Source organism: Rhodococcus sp. AD45-ID (assembly GCF_003023755.1).
Lineage (GTDB): Bacteria > Actinomycetota > Actinomycetes > Mycobacteriales > Mycobacteriaceae > Rhodococcus_F > Rhodococcus_F globerula.
This window is the reverse complement of the sequence record NZ_PYHL01000001.1, coordinates 774,263-791,159: the sequence shown is the minus strand read 5'-3', so window position 1 is coordinate 791,159 and position 16,897 is coordinate 774,263. Positions and strand designations below refer to the sequence as shown.

The following is a 16,897-nucleotide window of genomic DNA, read 5'->3' as shown; positions in this document are numbered from 1 at the left end:
GCATGCGCGGGTACTACACGGCAGATCAGGTTCGCGAAGCGGAGGCGCCGTTGCTGGCGTCGTTGCCCGACGGAGTGTTGATGCGCCGGGCCGCGTACGGACTCGCTCGGATTGTTGCCGACGAATTGCGTTTGTACACAGGATTACTCGCTTCGAAGTCGGTGACTCTGCTGGTCGGCAGTGGCGACAACGGCGGTGACGCGCTCTGGGCCGGAGCGTTCTTACGTAAGCGCGGAGTTGCTGTGCGTGCGGTCCTACTCGACCCGGAGCGCGCGCACCGGCGGGGCCTCGAGGCCTTCCGCCGAGCGGGTGGGCGTATCGAGTCCGACCTCGGTACACCGGATCTGGTGGTCGACGGGATTGTCGGGATTTCGGGTCGTGGTTCGTTACGCCCTGCGGCGGCCGCGCTGGTGGAGCAAGTCCGCTGCCCGATCGTGGCGGTGGATCTTCCCAGTGGTGTGGACCCGAACACCGGGGGCGTCGACGGGCCTGCGGTGACAGCCGCAGTGACGGTGACGTTCGGCGCGCTCAAACCCGTGCATGTCCTGGCGCCGCAGCGGTGCGGTCGGGTGGAGCTGATCGACATCGGTCTGGATCTCGGGGAGCCGGATTTCCGCGCCCTCGATCCGGCGGAAGTGGGGGCGCGCTGGCCGGTTCCGGGCCCGAGTGACGACAAGTATTCGCAGGGCGTTGTCGGGGTGATTGCGGGGAGTGCGCAGTATCCGGGGGCTGGTGTGTTGTGCACGGGGGCAGCGGTCACGGCGACGTCGGGTCTGGTGCGTTACGCGGGTCACGGCGCGGCCGAGGTGCTCTCACGTTTCCCCGAGGTGATCGCAAGCGCGGCCTTCGAAGACGCGGGGCGCGTGCAGGCATGGGTGGTCGGTCCGGGTATGGGAACCGATGCCGACGCGGCGGCGCTGCTTGCATCTGTTCTTGCGACGGATGTCCCGGTCCTGGTCGATGCGGACGGGTTGAGCTTGCTGGCCGAGAATCTTGATCTGGCACGTCGGCGCACCGCACCGACGCTTCTGACTCCACACGCGGGTGAGTTCGCACGATTGGCGGGCACCGAGGTGGGGCTTGATCGGGTCGGTGCCGCGCGCGCTTTGGCATCGGATCTCGGTGCGACGGTGCTCCTCAAGGGTCATACGACAGTGATCGCTGATGGAGGCGGACAGGTGTTGGTCAATGATGCGGGTGGCTCGTGGGCGTCGACGGCCGGATCGGGTGACGTTTTGTCCGGTGTGATCGGGGCGCTGCTCGCTGCCGGGCTTGCACCGCTCGACGCTGCGGCCGTGGGAGCCAGAACACACTCTCTTGCCGCGAACTTGGCGGCCGCAGGCGGCCACGCCGACGTTGCCGGTGCACCGATCTCGGCATCGCCGCTGCTCGGGAGTGTGCGTGACGCAGTAAGAGTGTTGCGCAGCGTCGCGCGGAATTGAGTGATGTCAAACCCGAATTGATGTCGGAACTCGCGAGAGTGGCAGGATTGACGCCATGAAGCTTGCCGAAGGAAGAGCCCCGAAAGACCCAGAAGAAGGGGAGTCGGCAAGCGTCGCGGCAACAGGAGGTCCGCAGACCGAGGCGGTCGTGGACCTCGATGCCATCGCCCACAACGTACGGGTTCTTCGTGAGTTCGCCGGTGACGCGGCACTGATGGCAGTCATCAAAGCTGACGGGTACAACCACGGTGCCGTTGCTGTTGCGCGCACTGCACTCTCCGCCGGTGCCCGCGAACTCGGTGTCACCACGATCGGCGAGGCCTTGGTCCTGCGGGCAGCGGGGATCACCGCTCCGGTACTGGCGTGGCTGCATGGCGTCGACGCCGATTTTGCCGCCGCCATTTCCGCCGACGTGGAAATCGGGGTTTCGTCTCCGCGGCACCTGGCCGCGGTGGTGACCGCCGCGCGGGATCTCGGACGAACTGCCACGGTGACGCTGAAGGTCGACACCGGACTCAATCGCAACGGCGTCTCGCAGACCGACTGGCCGCAGATGCTGGCAGACCTCGTCGCGGCGCGAAACGAGGGCACGATCCGGTTGCGCGGAGTGTTTTCGCACCTGGCGCATTCGGACGAACCGCACCACGACGTCATCGACCACCAGAAGCAACGTCTGATCGATGCAGTTGCCGACGTCCGGGCTCACGGATTCGAACCCGAGGTTGTGCACCTTTCCAACTCGGCGGCGACGGTAACCCGTCCTGACCTGCGATTTGACATGGTTCGGCCGGGAATTGCGATATACGGGTTGTCGCCCGTACCAGAGATGGGCGATTTCGGTCTCCGACCGGCAATGACGTTGCGAGCGAAGGTGATTCTGGTGAAGAAGGTGGCCGCCGGTGAGGGGGTTTCCTACGGACACCTCTGGACCGCGCCGCGCGACACCACCCTGGCACTGCTCCCCGTCGGCTATGCCGACGGGCTTCCGCGCTCGTTGAGCGGGCGTTTCGAGGTCCAACTCGGCGGTAAGCGTCGTCAAGCCGTCGGACGGATCTGCATGGACCAGGTGATGGTCGATCTCGGACCAGATGGTGACGGTGTGCGCGAGGGCGACACCGCCATCTTCTTCGGCAACGGCGATCAGGGCGAACCCAACGCGCAAGCCTGGGCGGAAGTGCTGGACACCATTCACTACGAGATCGTGACCGGCCTGCGCGGGCGAACCGAACGTACGTACATCGGCGGGGAGGGTATCTCGTGAAGACTGCAGGACGAATGAGCATCCTCGGTGGGCTCCTCAGTGCGATTGCACTCGGTTCCATGGCCGGCGTCAACGCGTTGAAGACGGCCACTCGGCCAGGTCGAGAGATCTACGCAGACGAAGACTTCGACCTGATGACGCGGGACCGCGCGAGCGTTGTACGCACCGACGACGGGGTTGATCTGGCAGTCCGCGAAGTCGGGCCGGACGACGCTCCACTGACGGTTGTCTTTGTGCACGGATATTGTCTGAGCGCGTTTTCCTGGCATTTTCAGCGTCGTCAGCTTGCCGAGCGGTGGGGTGACGACGTTCGGATGGTGTTCTACGACCAGCGCGGGCACGGTGATTCGGGCATGCCTCGCGCAAAGAGTTGTACGGTCTCGCAACTCGGCCGTGACCTGGCGTCGGTCATCGAAGCCAAGGTGCCGATCGGTCCGGTTGTGCTTGTCGGTCATTCGATGGGCGGCATGACAGTGCTCGCGCTTGCCGGTCAGCGACCGGAATGGTTCGCCGGTGGCCGAGTTGTCGGTGTCGGGTTGGTATCGACCACCGCAGCGGGTCTCGCCGAAACCGGACTCACTCGCAATCTGCAGAATCCGATCATCGACGGTTTCCGTCTGGCTGTGCGGACGTCCCCGGGCGTCGTACAGCATGCCCGTGGCGCTGCGCGCGTGCTCATCACACCGATCCTGCGGGCCGCGTCGTACGGCACGGACGTGAGCCCTCGACTGCACGAGCTGTCGGACGGGATGCTCGATCGCACGTCGGTTGTCACCATCGTCAATTTTCTGCGGACCCTCGAATTGCATGACGAGAGTGGGTCTCTGCCTGTCCTCGCGCACACTCCGGCTGTCGTGATCTGCGGCGATCAGGACATGATGATTCCGTTTGCCAGCTCGCAACTGTTGGCGGATGCGTTGCCGGAGTCCGAATTGGTGCGAATTCGCGGCGGCGGTCACCTGATCCAGCTGGAGTTCCCGGCTATCGTCACGGATGCGATCGAGAGTCTTGTCTCACGTACACATAGTCAAGTGAGGTCCGATGTCGGCTGAAACCCTCCCTGAATCAGGAACCGTCACTCTGGAGACGACGGAAGACACGGAGGCATTCGGTCGCAGGCTGGCGGCCGGACTTGTCGCCGGTGACCTCGTGGTTCTCGACGGTCCCCTCGGCGCCGGAAAAACGGCACTGACCCGCGGTATCGGTGCGGGCCTCGGCGTGCAGGGACGCGTGACGTCACCGACATTTGTCATCGCGCGCGAGCATCGCCCCGGCATTCGCGCCGACGGCGGAACACCCGTCGGGATGATTCACGTCGACGCGTATCGCCTCGGCGACAGCGGGCCGCACGCTCTTGACGAGCTCGACGCCCTGGACCTCGATACCGACCTCACCGATGCGGTGGTCGTGGTGGAGTGGGGCGGCGACGTCGTGGAACGCCTTGTCGAGCGTCACTTGCGGGTGCAGCTTCACCGTGAACCCGAGTCGGATGTCCGGACAGCCAGTTGGGCATGGACGTCGTGACACTGCTCCCACCGTTGAAAGTAGTTCTTCACGTGCGAGTACCCTGAGTTATCGTGCTTGTTCTCGCGATTGATACCTCCACGCCGGCCGTCACCGCCGGAGTTGTCTCACTCTCGCCTCTCGGTGAGGTTTCGACGCTCGCCGTTCGGGTGACAGTGAACCCCCGCGCACACGCCGAGGTGCTTACCCCGCATGTTCTCGAATGCCTCGCCGAGGCGTCGATCACGCCGGCAGACCTGGGCGCCGTGGTGGTGGGCGTGGGACCTGGTCCGTACACCGGCCTGCGGGTGGGGATGGCGACCGGCGCCGCGTTCGGTGACGCGCTCAGTGTCCCGGTCTACGGTGTGTGCAGCCTCGACGCCATTGCCGCGGCAGTGCAGACGCCAGGCAACCTGCTTGTCGTCACCGATGCACGTCGACGTGAAATCTATTGGGCTCGTTACGATGAGGGCGTTCGAGTGGAAGGCCCCGCAGTGAATTCGCCGGGCGACGTCGACGCGTCGCCGTCGACGATTGTTGCCGGATCTGCTTCGCACGTAGACCTTTTCGATCTCCGGGTCGAGCCTGCGGAGACGCCGTCTCCGGCCGGTTTGGTCACTGTTGCAGCGCAAGACATTCTGGCCGGTGCGATTCCGGAACCGCTCGAGCCGCTGTATCTACGCCGCCCGGACGCCAAGACCTTGGCGGAACGCGGCAAATGAGCTACACCATCACGTCGATGACGGTCGACGACGCCGAGCGGTGTGCCGAGTTGGAACGTGCCCTCTTTGCGGGGGACGGGCCGTGGACCGCTCAGGCTTTTGTCTCCGAGTTGGCCGGCTCGCACAATCACTACTTCGTGGCTCGTGAGCCCGACGGTCGTGTTCTGGGGTACGCCGGAGTTGCATTGTTGGGCGCGCCGCCCAACATCGAAGCCGAAGTGCACACCATCGGAACGGATCCGGGTGCGCAGCGCCGCGGTATCGGCGGGGCTTTGCTCGATGCGCTCTTGGCTCTCGCGGACGACCGGGGAGCAGACGTGTTCCTGGAAGTGCGCACCGACAACGAACCGGCAATCGCTCTGTATCGGCGTGAGGGATTCGAGATCGTCGGAACCCGAAAGAAGTACTACCAGCCCAGCGGGGCAGATGCGTTCACGATGCGGCGGCCCGCCGTAGGTGTTCGCAAGAATGAGGAGCAGCAAGCATGATCGTCATGGGTGTCGAAAGCTCGTGCGACGAAACAGGAGTCGGCATCGTTCGTTGGAACGGTGACGGAACCTGCGATTTGTTGGCGGACGAAGTGGCGTCGAGTGTGGATCAGCACGCCCGGTACGGCGGAGTGGTGCCTGAGGTTGCGTCGCGCGCTCATCTCGAGGCAATCGTCCCGACCATGCGGCGTGCTCTCGCGGCGGCCGGTATCGAGAAGCCCGACGCTCTGGCTGTGACGATCGGACCCGGCCTGGCGGGCGCCCTGTTGGTGGGTGTGGCGGCAGCCAAAGCCTATGCGGCAGCGTGGAACATCCCGTTCTATGCGGTCAATCACCTCGGTGGCCACGTATCGGTCGACACCCTAGAGCACGGACCGTTGCCGTCGTGCGTGGCCCTTCTGGTCTCCGGTGGGCACACGCATTTGCTGCACGTCGAAGATCTCGGAAAGCCGATCGTCGAACTCGGAACTACCGTCGACGACGCTGCCGGTGAAGCATTCGACAAGGTTGCGAGGCTTCTCGGTCTCGGGTTCCCCGGTGGACCGGCCTTGGATGCGGCTGCGCAGGAAGGTGATCCGAACGCGATCCCGTTCCCGCGTGGCATGACGGGCCCGCGCGACTCGCGCCACGATTTCTCCTTCTCCGGACTCAAGACGTCCGTTGCTCGCTATGTGGAGTCGAAACAGCGTGCAGAAGAAGCTTTTTCGATTCCGGATATCGCAGCGTCGTTCCAAGAGGCAGTGGCCGACGTCCTGACGATGAAGGCGGTTCGTGCCGCCAAGGATGTCGGCGTCGGCACCGTGGTGCTCGGCGGAGGAGCAACCGCGAACTCTCGCATTCGTAGCCTCGCCGAGCAGCGGTGCGCCGAATCCGGTCTCACGCTGCGTATCCCGAAGCCGAGGTTGTGTACCGATAACGGAGTGATGATCGCGTCGCTGGCCGCGCACCTGATCGGTGCCGGAGCCGGGCCGTCGGAACTGAGCGTTGCAACCGATCCGGGATTGTCCGTCTCGATCAGCCAAGTTCTGCGCTAGGTCAGCCGACCGGTACAGGCAGGTGAGCGGTGGGGGTCGGCGCCGCGTTCTCCGTCGTCGGCTCGGGTGACGCGGACTCTGTGGGAGTCTCGGCGGTGGTTTCGGTGGAACCGGAACCACCGTTTCCGCCTTCGCCCGGAGCCAGTTCCGAAGGCCCACTCGGAATCTGTGGCAGGTTCTCCGGCCACCACGACGGTGTATCCGGCAGCGTGATGCCGGGAAGTGTCGGCCGGGCCGGGATGGTGGTCGTGGTTGTCGGCGGAAGAGTTGTCGGCGGAACGGTTGTCGTCGGTGTGGCCGACGGCGGCGCGGGCGACAACGTGAACTGATGTGTCTCGTACGGCTGTGTTCCGTACGGCTGTGTTCCGTACGGCTGTGCCCGGTACGGGACTGTTGTGTGGACAACCGTGGGCACGGGGTCATGTGACGGGATGACTGTGGAACCGGTGCTCGGAACGACGTCGGTTGTGGTGTGCGTTGTAGTCGATCCGGTGCCGGCCGGCGAAATCGGCGTGTTGTCGGTCGGGACGACTTCCTTGGCGGCATAACCCAATACGAGTCCACCGACGACTAGCGCGCCGATCAGCGCGCCCGACGCTTTGGCGGCCGGACGGATGCGCTCGGAAGTTTCCGAGCCTGCTAACGGGTAACGCAACGACGTCGCGGAATCTGCAAGTAGTGCAGCACCTTTGGCTGCGGCTGCTTCGGGCTCGTCGAATTCGACCGTCGGGACTCGTGCGGCGTCTGCGATTGCCGTACGCACAGTGGGGATATGCGCGCCGCCGCCGATGAGGACAATGGCCTCGACGGTGTGTGGTGCCGCGCTCAGGACGCTGCGGATCAGCGTGAGCGCGCGCTCGACATCCGCGGCGATAATGTCCTCGAACTCGACCCGGGTGATCGTGATGGGCCCACGTGGCAGGTCGATCGTGACGCTGCGAGTGGTGGAGAGTTGTTCCTTCGCGACGTGGCAGCGCGACATCAGTAGTTCGGTGTCGGTGTGTCGGCCGAGTGGATGAGGGTACTTGTCGGTGACAAACGCGACGAGGGCTGCGTCGATGCCTGCACCGGCAAGAGCGTCGGTGCGTTCGGAGATGAGGATCTCGCCGCTGTGATCGACCACGGACACGCTCAGGCCGCTATCGCCGAGGTCTATCTGCGCGGTGGCGCCGTAGCGTGCAGTCTTGCCTGTTTCTGCGAGATAGGCGTGCACCGCGGCCGGTTCGGGAATGAGCCGAACGCGGTTCGGCGACTTCGCGAGCGAGGATCGGATGCTCGCGAGCTGTTGGTCGGTCGAGTATGTGACCCCGATGGATCGAGGGGCAGCGGCGCGATCGGACACCTGCGTGGTCATCAGCTTGATCGACGCGCGCACCAAGTCTCCGACGTTGGTGTTGACCTGATCGGCGGAGACGAATCGTGTTTCGGCAGGCAAACTACCGGGTGTGGCTTCTGCGGAATCGGTATCGACGAGCGCGGAGTAGACGCCCGACGAACCCGTCGACATTCCCAGTGATGAACCCATCTTGCACCCCCTCGCAGGTGTTTCTGTGACCGCATATCGGTCGCCGTTACATGAACGTTACAGAACGATCGGCACGATTGCTCGGCAGTTTTCTGTGAGGAGGAGAACTTTTCGTACCGAAACGGTGGTTTTACCAGCGGGATTGCCGAATATTGAATTATGCGGAAAAAAGTCGAATCCCGGCAGATGGATACGCGTCAACGTCGTCGATTGATCGCGGGGGCGATACTGCGGCCGGTGCTGACCGTCGTCGCGTTGGGTTGTGCGTATTTCCTGTTGCCGTGGACCGACGCGCATACCGTCAGCGCATTTGCTCTGTTGGTCGCAGGCGGTGTCGCGGTACTGGGTGTCGCTGCCTGGCAGATCAAGCGAATCCTGAATTCGGATGTGCCGGCGTTGCAGGCCGTCGAGGCGGCATCTGTCGTGGTGCCGACGTATCTTCTGATCGTCTCGATGACCTATTTTGCTGTCGCAGGGGCCGACCCGACAAGTTTCACCGAACCGTTGTCGAGGATGGGTGCGCTCTATTTCTCGCTGTCCGTGTTCTCGACCGTCGGGTTCGGGGACATCGCCGCGAAAACTGATCTGGCCAGGGCATTGGTGTCGCTTCAGATCGTCTGCAACCTGGTGCTGATCGGCTTTGGCGTCCGCTTTGTTATTGCTGCCGTGTCCTGGTCCAAGGAACACAGGACACGGCAGACGAAGCCAGGTGACGCTAGCGAATGACGGGAACCAGCAGCTCGACGTTCTGATCGACACCGGCGCCGGTCAGCTTGGGATCGCGGTGAATGTCGTTGAAGGACAGTTCGCGGTACAGCGATGCCAGGCCCTCGGGCGATTTGTCACTGTGATCGACCGAGTACGGACTCTCGGCTTCGAAGAGCGTCGCGAGCAGCGAGACGGTGCCGTCGCCGTTGTCCGCGATTTCGATGATCCGGCCGAGCTGCGGGAAGTCGATGTGCGAAGCGGTGTTGATCTCCCAGAACCCCTGTTCCGGCGTGACACCGGGCCACGGGGTGATCTTGTTCTCGTGTGTGTGGCCGTTGACCCAGGCAAGAACGTTGGGGAAGCGGTGCAACAGTTCGAGAAGCTGCGAACCGCGGAAGCGCGGCTCGAGGATGTTCTCGGGGTCGGGGATGAGATTGTCCATCGTGTCGCTCGTGTGGTGGCTGAACAGCACGAAGTAGGTGTCGTCGCGGGACTGTGTGATCTTGGACCCGGCAGCGTCGAAGAACGTGCTGCTGCCGGCCCGAAGGGTGTCTTCGATCCAGCGGAACTGCGCTGTGCCCAGGGAGCCGTCGACAAAGCCGGCACGGTTGGTGGAGTCCATGCTGATTCCGACGACGCCGGGAGCGATCTCGAAAGAGTAGTAACCGATGCCGGTGTGATCGGCGTCCGGTGCAAATCCGTGACCAACCGGACCCGGACCGGTATGCGCCGGATCGAGGTGCGCGGCGATGAACTGCTTCGGCGTGAAGGGAGCACGGGCCGGGTCGGGGGTGACCTGGCGCGGGGGCGTCGTGAAGGCGGACAGAATTCCCGGAATGGCGCTCGGATCGAACTTGGTGGCGATGTCGATCTGCTTGGCCTGTTCCGGTGAGCCGGGAACTTCGAACTTGAGCGATCCGGTGTACATGGCCTCTAGCGGCGGGATGCCACTGGGAACGGTGCCGGACACCGAATCGTCGTGGTTGCCGAACACGCAGTACCAGGGAGTGTTCAGGCCAGGGCTCGAGACAGGGGTGAATGCGGCTCCGAAGAAATTGGGAATCTCGGGGAAGCCCGCCTTCTTGTACATGTCGAGCATCGGCGATTCCGGGTTCCAGTACAGATCTGCTCCGGAGTTCTGGACACCTTCGTAGCGGTCCTTCGCACCGGTGTTCGCCACGATCGTGCCGCCGTTGAGTGCGGTCAGGAACCAGTCGAGTTCGGCATGTTCCTTGTTGTCCGTGTTGTCGCCGGTGGTGACAACTGCGTCGAACGGTCGTGCCGTGTGCGGACCGCATCCGATGGAATTGACGCTTCGGACAAGCGAAATCAGGCCATGCGCAGTCAGCGTTTCCTGCGGACGGAAAGCGGAACCGGTGATCTGGTGGACGTATTCGAAGCGCATCGGCGACTGCGCGTCGAGGATGTGGACGTCGGTCAACTGCACGATCGATGCCAATGCGGTGCGACGGTCTTCGCGGCCGGACTTGGGTTCCGCGAGTTCGCCGCGCACGATGTTTGCCCAGCCAGGACCGGCTCCGAGTTTGCGGTAGCCGCTGCTGCCGATCGGCGTCGCGACTGCGTCGAGTGTGGTGCCCGCGCCCGACGTGGGCAGGGGAGCGGCGCCGGCATATTGCAGTCCCCACGGCTTGGCGCTCAGACCTACGGCGCCCACGGCGCCGAGTCCGGCAAAGGTCAGGAAACTACGGCGGTTGATGTTCGTCACGAATGAACAATAGGTGAACAAATTGGACGTGGGTCTGATTTCGCTGAGGACGAAGAGAAAAAACCCGCCCAGTCCTTGAGGGTTGGCACTCTCACGTATAGAGTGCCAATTGGCGCTGATCGAGTTCCGGCACCCGCGACGACGGGACTGCAGTGACGCGCCGTAAACGTCAAACCCAATCGCGTCTCGAGCAACCCTCGGGCGCACATACCCATGGAGGGCTCATCGTGGCGAGCGTCAACATCAAGCCGCTCGAGGACAAGATCCTCGTCCAGGCCAACGAGGCTGAAACGACGACGGCTTCCGGCCTGGTCATTCCTGACACAGCCAAGGAAAAGCCCCAGGAGGGCACCGTCGTTGCAGTCGGCGAAGGCCGCGTCAACGAGCAGGGCAACCGCATCCCGGTCGACGTCAAGGAGGGTGACACGGTCATCTACTCCAAGTACGGCGGAACCGAGATCAAGTACGCCGGCCAGGAGTACCTGATTCTGTCGGCACGCGACGTGCTGGCTGTCGTCTCCAAGTAAGACACACGTGATCCGCCCCGGAGTCCACACAGGATCCCGGGGCGGAATGCGTTCACGCCCCGAAGATTCAGGAGCTGACAGAACAGATGTCCAAGCAAATTGCGTTCAACGAGACCGCGCGGCGTGCTCTCGAAGCAGGCGTCGACAAGCTCGCCGACGCCGTCAAGGTGACCTTGGGCCCGCGTGGACGCCACGTCGTGCTCGCCAAGGCATTCGGCGGCCCCACCGTCACTAACGACGGTGTGAGCATCGCCCGTGAGATCGATCTCGAAGATCCCTTCGAGAACCTCGGCGCACAGCTCGTCAAGAGTGTCGCCACCAAGACCAACGATGTTGCCGGCGACGGCACCACCACCGCTACGGTTCTCGCTCAGGCGATCGTGCGCGGCGGACTCAAGAACATTGCCGCGGGCGCAAACCCGATGGCACTCGGCGTCGGAATCAACGCTGCCGCAGACAAGGTCGTCGAGGCGCTCATCGCCGCAGCAACTCCGGTCGAGGGCAAGAAGTCCATCGCTCAGGTTGCCACCGTCTCCTCGCGTGACGAGGAAATCGGCGAAATGGTCGGCGAAGCACTCACCCGCGTCGGCACCGACGGCGTTGTCACGGTCGAGGAATCCTCCACCGTTGCAACCGAACTCGTTGTCACCGAAGGTGTTCAGTTCGACAAGGGCTACCTCTCGCCCTACTTCGTCACCGACATCGATTCGCAGAAGGCCGTCTACGAAGACGCGCTGATCCTGCTCTTCCGCGAGAAGATCAGCTCACTGCCCGACTTCCTGCCGCTGCTCGAGAAGGTTGCCGAATCCGGCAAGCCGCTCTTGATCATCGCCGAGGACGTCGAGGGTGAAGTTCTCTCCACTCTGGTGGTCAACTCGATCCGCAAGACGATCAAGGCTGTCGCCGTGAAGGCACCGTTCTTCGGTGACCGTCGCAAGGCGTTCCTCGACGATCTTGCCGTTGTCACCGCAGGCACCGTCATCAACACCGACGTCGGACTCTCCCTCAAGGAAGCCGGACTCGACCTGCTCGGCAGCGCACGCCGCGTTGTCGTCACCAAGGACGAGACCGTCATCGTCGACGGTGCAGGCACCGCTGACGACATCGCGACCCGCGTCGCGCAGCTGCGTCGCGAGATCGAGAACACCGATTCGGACTGGGATCGCGAGAAGCTCGAAGAGCGTCTGGCGAAGCTGTCCGGCGGAGTTGCGGTCATCAAGGTCGGCGCAGCCACCGAGACCGATCTCAAGGAACGTAAGTTCCGCGTCGAAGATGCCGTCAACGCAGCCAAGGCTGCTGTTGCCGAGGGCATCGTCCCCGGCGGTGGATCGGCACTCGTTCAGGCCGGCGTCGAACTCGCCGACAACCTCGGCTTCACCGGTGACGAAGCTACCGGCGTCGCAGTGGTTCGCGCAGCACTCAACGCTCCGCTGTTCTGGATCGCATCCAACGCCGGCATCGACGGTTCCGTCGTTGTCAGCAAGGTTGCGGATCTCCCCAAGGGCCATGGCTTCAACGCCGCGACCCTGACGTACGGCGACCTGCTCGCCGACGGCGTCATCGACCCCGTCAAGGTCACCCGCTCGGCAGTGGTCAACGCCGCTTCCGTTGCTCGGATGATCCTGACCACCGAGAGCGCCGTTGTCGAGAAGCCGACCGAAGAAGTAGCTGACACCGGACACGGTCACAGCCACTAGGTTTCACGCACGAAAAGCGATCCCCCACCGAAAGTTGGTGGGGGATCGCTTTTTTCGTTTTCTGCTCAGACCAGCGGAATGATGGCGAACGGATCGCCCGTCGGCTGAGTCGATCCACCAGGAGGCTCGATCGTAAATGCCAGCTTGGTGTTGGGACCGATATTGTCCAGTACAACCTGAGTGGTCGGCTTGACGTCGGCAGGTGCCATGGTGCCCTTCGGAGTCATGGTGCTACCGTCCGGCGAGACCAGCCACATCTGATAAACCTGGTCCGGGCTCGGGGGAGTCACACCGTTCATCGTCAACACCGCGGCATCCTCGGACGGCGAAAACGCCGTTGTCGCGGTGCCGCCGCCGGGTACGTCCAGCGTGGTCGAGTGCATGTCGGGCGCGGCCATAATCTCGGAAACGGTGGTCGGCGACGGAGTGTTGTCGGTGATCTGGACGCCGATTCCGATACCCCCGGCCACGATGACCACGGCCGCTGCAGCGGCTAGTGCGACGGTCCATGGGCGTCGACGCTTGCGATGACTGGCAAGGGAGACCGGCGGAGCCAATTCCGGCGATTGTGGTGTCTCGGCAATAGCGTCGAGTAGGCGAGCGCGGAGCCCTGGCGGAGGTTCGACTGCGTCGACGATGCTCAGAGCAGCCATCGTCTCGGCGGCGAGCCGGACCTGAGATTCGAATTCCGCTCGAGTGGCCGCGTCAGTGCCTTCCAGGAGAACGTCGACAGCCCGACGCTCATCGGGGTCGAGGGCATCGATCGCGTAGGGGTGTGCCCAGCCGATCAGCTCTTCGTCCATCTCAGTTCACCCCCAGACATCTGCGTAGCCGGAGTAGTCCGTCGCGGATTCGTGACTTTATCGTGGGTATCGCCACGCCGAGGTCTTCGGCTACTTCTCGGTACGTTCGCCCGCCGTAGTACGCCAATGTCAAAGCTTCTCGCTGGGTCGCCGTCACCGATTCCAAACAGTCGGTGACGGCGCGATGTTCGTCTTTGCGAGTGACTTCTTCGCTGACGACGTCGAATTCGGGAGTCGAATTCGTGGTGTCGTACAGGGCCTGTCGATCCGTACTCGACTGTTCCGACCGCACCCGGTCGACGGCTCGTCGGTGAGCAAGAGTGAGTAGCCACGATAAGGCCGACCCGCGAACCGGATCGAAGGTGTCCACCGTTTTCCAGGCCTGGAGATACACCTCTTGGACAGTTTCTTCGGAGAAACCCGGATCGCGAAGGACCCGTAGAACCATCCCGTGCACGCGTGAACTGGTCCGGTCGTAGAACTCGGCGAATGCCGATTGATCGCCCCGAGCGACATTCTCGAGGATCAGCGCGAGTTCGCGGGATTCCGTGATCCGGGCGGTGCGCGCTGCAGAATTGTCGGTCGGACAAGCGTCGGTGTGCTCTGGGGCCTCGTTCGGTTCACTCACGTCGCGTGGCTCACCCGAGCTGAGTAATCCCGCCCCGAAGGTTCGTGTTGTTTCATCGACTACAACCGTAGCGTGCATGTCCGGTTCTTTTCTGTTGGCCCGCCGCTACTGCTGTGCGCCTTTGTCAACCAACGCGGTTGACAAAGGCGCACAGCAAGGGGGATTACTGCGGCATCAGCACCGAATCGATGAGGTAGACGGTGGCATTTGCGGTCTTGACGCCACCACAGAGGACGGTTGCGTCATTGACCTTGATGTCGTCGCCCGATCCGGTGACGGTGACCGTTCCACCTTCGGCGGTGGTGTGGGTGCCGTCGATATCGGCGGGAGCGATCTGACCGGGAACCACGTGATAGGTGAGGATCTTCGTCAGCGTTGCGCTGTCGGTCTTGAGGCTGTCGATTGTGGCCGGGTCGATTTTCGCGAAAGCGGCGTCGACGGGAGCGAAGACGGTGAACTCACCACCGTTGAGGGTGTCGACCAGATTGACGTCCGGATTGAGCTGACCGGATACGGCCGCGGTCAGTGTGGTGAGGAGCGGATTGTTCGACGCGGCTGTCACGACCGGGTCCTGCGCCATTCCGCTGACCGAGCCGGCGCCGGTCGGCACTGCCGCTGCGTAGTCCGCGCAACCTGCCCCGACGAGATCCGATGCGGGGTCTGCCATTGCACTGGTCGTCGACATCGACATGCTCGACGTTGTCGTCGCAGCGCTGGACGTGGCATCTGACGAATCATCGCTGTCGGATGAACAACCGACAATGCCGACAAGTGCGAATGACGCTGCTGCCGTGACTGCCAGAACTCGAGTGGAGGTGTTCATGGGTCTGCCTTCCGTAGATGAAGTGCCGGTGTGCACGTTCCGTACAAGGCATTCGGAGTCAGCAGTGAGGTGGATGGGTCGAGACACGAAAAGACCTCGAGACACGAAAAGACCTCGAGACACGAGAAAGCCCCCGAGTTCGTCGGGGGCTCTCTGGTCTCGGTCTGCGGGGTAAGCAGGTTGTGCAGTGCAGTGCAGTGCAGTGCAGTGCAGTGAAGTGAAGGGGAGGAGGCTTGGTTCTACCTACGCGGATTTACGACGCCAGGCGGCCGTTCCGGCGGTGGCGTGCATACAGTTCGCGTTCGGTTTCCGACATCCCGCCCCAGATGCCGTACGGCTCGGAGACGGTCAGTGCGTGAGAGCGGCACTGAATGAGAACCGGGCACTGGTGGCACATTTCCTTGGCTCGCGTTTCGCGTTGCGCTCGGGCTCGTCCGCGTTCGCCGTCCGGGTGAAAGAACATCGAGGAGTCGACTCCGCGGCACAGTCCGTGCATCTGCCAGTCCCAGATGTCTGCGTTCGGCCCGGGAAGATGATTAGGTGCAGGCATGTTGACTCCTTACTGCAAGCTCGTCGTGATCAACGAGCGGACCAAGTAGCCCGAAGATTATCCGGGCTTTCTATCGTTCACGCTTGCTAACCGTAAGGGTGCTGAGTAAATCGCGTCAATAGCCTCGATGAGTGGTGAGCGGCATATCTCGCAAAGCAAGATTTAACGAGAGAAATATTTACATTTCGACCACCTCGTGTGTAAGTGATCCGTTGCCGAATGATTGACAGTGTGGAGTGATGTGTAAAGTTCTGCAGATATTCCTCGTCTGAAGTGGCAGATCAGGGGGAGTATTCGTATTATGGACAAAGCGGAATCGCTCGTGGCCGTCTGTGATTGTCGGCGTTCTAGCGCGACCTTCGAATGACTGAATTGGGACTAAGTTCCCAATTCGCACTTTGGACGTTTGTCCATTAGGTAACCCGCAGTTAACCTAATGGATATGCATTCGTTAATAATTCAAGAAAATGAAAGTTTCAATTTCAGTTGAACATTTGGTGAATGGCTCCGGAATCACGGGTGTTGCATCCTGCGGTCCCCTCGCGGCGATCTGTGGTCGAGGGCACTGCAATGATTTGACCGTGTCGACAACTCTTCAGTCCGTGGCATTCGGGACAGAGCCCGGACTTGCGCCGCTTTCCGCTCCGGCAACCATCGAGGAGTGGTGGTTGAGCGCCGTCGCACTCGGTGGTCAGGGGCGGTATGCGCAGGCGCGTGCCGCCTTGAACGTCGTGGATCGGCGCACCGCCGGCCTGGCCGCAGATGGCGACTGTGTGTATGCCTCGTTGTCCGCAAGCACGCGGGCGTCATTCCTGCGGCAAACGGGCTGGCACGCGAAGGCGTCGTACGACGACGGACGTGCTCTTGCCATTGTCGCCGGACGAGGTGACTCTCCCGAGTTGGTCGCTGCCGCTTGTGACGCGTTGACCGGCCTTGCAGCCGACGCTCTCGGTCAGGGCCGCCTGGCGCTGGGATGGCGCCTGCTCGAGCGCTGCGCGGAGCAGATCAACCGTCTGGAAGGTGAGTCGGCGCGGTTGTGGCGTCAGGTGATCAGGCTCGAGTGGGTCTCGGCTGAACTTGCGCTCGCTTCCGGTGATTTCACGCCGGCGCTTCGACACGCTGAACGCGCTGTCGAACTCGCCGCCGGTGGTGATTCGCTCAGGCACAAGGTCAAGTCGGACCTTTTGCGATGCGCTGCGCTCACAGGTTTCGATCCGGGGCAGGCGGCAATGCTTGCAGGTGAAGTGTTCGATGAGTGTCGTTCGTCTGGATTACTACCGTTGGCGTGGGCGTCGTCGATGCTGATCGAGGGTGTGAGCGGGAGCCCCACGACACCGAATTCGGCCGCACTCGGCGCTGCGGTTGCGGCACGCGGGGGAGTGTTCCGTGAACTGTCCCTGTGAGGTGCGCCACCGATATGCCTCTGTGAGGTGTGCCACGCGGTAGCCGACGAGTTGTAC

Annotated in this window: 17 protein-coding genes; 11 read left to right on the top strand and 6 right to left on the bottom strand. The window is 62.9% G+C overall.

Going from position 1 to position 16,897, the window contains the following annotated elements; translation table 11 throughout:
* The first annotated feature begins 2 nt into the window (after positions 1–2).
* From C7T36_RS03650 to tsaD, 7 genes are read left to right on the top strand one after another with little or no spacing between them, the layout of a single operon-like run.
* A complete protein-coding gene (locus tag C7T36_RS03650; protein WP_045070791.1) occupies positions 3–1,442 on the top strand; it encodes an NAD(P)H-hydrate dehydratase in 1,440 nt (479 codons plus the stop codon).
* A 55-nt stretch (positions 1,443–1,497) separates the two neighbouring features.
* On the top strand, positions 1,498–2,703 hold the full coding sequence (gene alr, locus C7T36_RS03645; protein WP_045070789.1) for an alanine racemase: 1,206 nt from the start codon (positions 1,498–1,500) through the stop codon (positions 2,701–2,703).
* On the top strand, positions 2,700–3,755 hold the full coding sequence (locus C7T36_RS03640; protein ID WP_084703047.1) for an alpha/beta fold hydrolase: 1,056 nt from the start codon (positions 2,700–2,702) through the stop codon (positions 3,753–3,755). The genes alr and C7T36_RS03640 overlap by 4 nt, the downstream gene beginning before the upstream one ends.
* Positions 3,745–4,227 (top strand): tRNA (adenosine(37)-N6)-threonylcarbamoyltransferase complex ATPase subunit type 1 TsaE, encoded by a 483-nt coding sequence (gene tsaE, locus C7T36_RS03635; RefSeq protein ID WP_033231339.1) that lies wholly within the window; start codon positions 3,745–3,747, stop codon positions 4,225–4,227. Before C7T36_RS03640 ends, tsaE begins: the two co-directional genes overlap by 11 nt.
* Before the next feature lie 53 nt (positions 4,228–4,280).
* The gene (gene tsaB / locus C7T36_RS03630) at positions 4,281–4,928 is read left to right on the top strand and encodes a tRNA (adenosine(37)-N6)-threonylcarbamoyltransferase complex dimerization subunit type 1 TsaB (protein WP_045070787.1); all 648 of its coding nucleotides are present in this window, start codon (positions 4,281–4,283) and stop codon (positions 4,926–4,928) included.
* A complete protein-coding gene (gene rimI / locus C7T36_RS03625) occupies positions 4,925–5,416 on the top strand; it encodes a ribosomal protein S18-alanine N-acetyltransferase (protein ID WP_033231337.1) in 492 nt (163 codons plus the stop codon). Before tsaB ends, rimI begins: the two co-directional genes overlap by 4 nt.
* A complete protein-coding gene (gene tsaD / locus C7T36_RS03620) occupies positions 5,413–6,450 on the top strand; it encodes a tRNA (adenosine(37)-N6)-threonylcarbamoyltransferase complex transferase subunit TsaD (protein ID WP_045070779.1) in 1,038 nt (345 codons plus the stop codon). The genes rimI and tsaD overlap by 4 nt, the downstream gene beginning before the upstream one ends.
* A gap of 1 nt (position 6,451) precedes the next feature.
* Here the strand turns inward: tsaD and C7T36_RS03615 are convergent, their stop codons facing one another.
* On the bottom strand, positions 6,452–7,975 hold the full coding sequence (locus C7T36_RS03615; RefSeq protein ID WP_052683637.1) for an Hsp70 family protein: 1,524 nt from the start codon (positions 7,973–7,975) through the stop codon (positions 6,452–6,454).
* 159 nt (positions 7,976–8,134) lie between these two features.
* Between C7T36_RS03615 and C7T36_RS03610 the strand changes: the two genes are divergently transcribed.
* On the top strand, positions 8,135–8,701 hold the full coding sequence (locus C7T36_RS03610; RefSeq protein ID WP_033231335.1) for a potassium channel family protein: 567 nt from the start codon (positions 8,135–8,137) through the stop codon (positions 8,699–8,701).
* Here the strand turns inward: C7T36_RS03610 and C7T36_RS03605 are convergent.
* Positions 8,691–10,409, bottom strand: a complete 1,719-nt coding sequence (locus tag C7T36_RS03605) for a TIGR03767 family metallophosphoesterase (protein ID WP_045071213.1) — start codon at positions 10,407–10,409, stop codon at positions 8,691–8,693. The genes C7T36_RS03610 and C7T36_RS03605 overlap by 11 nt on opposite strands.
* 227 nt (positions 10,410–10,636) lie before the next feature.
* Here C7T36_RS03605 and groES point away from each other — a divergent pair, with 227 nt between their 5' ends.
* Both groES and groL read left to right on the top strand, forming a co-directional pair.
* Positions 10,637–10,936, top strand: a complete 300-nt coding sequence (gene groES, locus C7T36_RS03600; protein WP_003940763.1) for a co-chaperone GroES — start codon at positions 10,637–10,639, stop codon at positions 10,934–10,936.
* 86 nt (positions 10,937–11,022) lie between these two features.
* On the top strand, positions 11,023–12,633 hold the full coding sequence (gene groL / locus C7T36_RS03595) for a chaperonin GroEL (RefSeq protein ID WP_033231334.1): 1,611 nt from the start codon (positions 11,023–11,025) through the stop codon (positions 12,631–12,633).
* Between the two features lie 65 nt (positions 12,634–12,698).
* Here the strand turns inward: groL and C7T36_RS03590 are convergent, their stop codons facing one another.
* The 4 genes from C7T36_RS03590 to C7T36_RS03575 form a co-directional block, all read right to left on the bottom strand.
* Positions 12,699–13,436 carry an anti-sigma factor gene (locus tag C7T36_RS03590; protein ID WP_045070776.1) on the bottom strand — a complete coding sequence of 246 codons (738 nt, stop codon included), beginning with the start codon at positions 13,434–13,436 and terminating at the stop codon, positions 12,699–12,701.
* A gap of 1 nt (position 13,437) precedes the next feature.
* Positions 13,438–14,142, bottom strand: coding sequence for a sigma-70 family RNA polymerase sigma factor (locus tag C7T36_RS03585; RefSeq protein WP_033231332.1), 705 nt, complete (start codon positions 14,140–14,142; stop codon positions 13,438–13,440).
* Positions 14,143–14,227: 85 nt separating this feature from the next.
* Complete coding sequence (locus C7T36_RS03580) at positions 14,228–14,887, bottom strand: fasciclin domain-containing protein (protein WP_033231331.1); 660 nt, start codon at positions 14,885–14,887, stop codon at positions 14,228–14,230.
* A 253-nt stretch (positions 14,888–15,140) separates the two neighbouring features.
* Positions 15,141–15,437 (bottom strand): WhiB family transcriptional regulator, encoded by a 297-nt coding sequence (locus C7T36_RS03575; RefSeq protein ID WP_033231330.1) that lies wholly within the window; start codon positions 15,435–15,437, stop codon positions 15,141–15,143.
* A 581-nt stretch (positions 15,438–16,018) separates the two neighbouring features.
* On the opposite strand from C7T36_RS03575, the gene C7T36_RS03570 reads away from it, so the two are divergent.
* Positions 16,019–16,840, top strand: coding sequence for a hypothetical protein (locus C7T36_RS03570; protein WP_233363583.1), 822 nt, complete (start codon positions 16,019–16,021; stop codon positions 16,838–16,840).
* Positions 16,841–16,897: the final 57 nt, after the last annotated feature.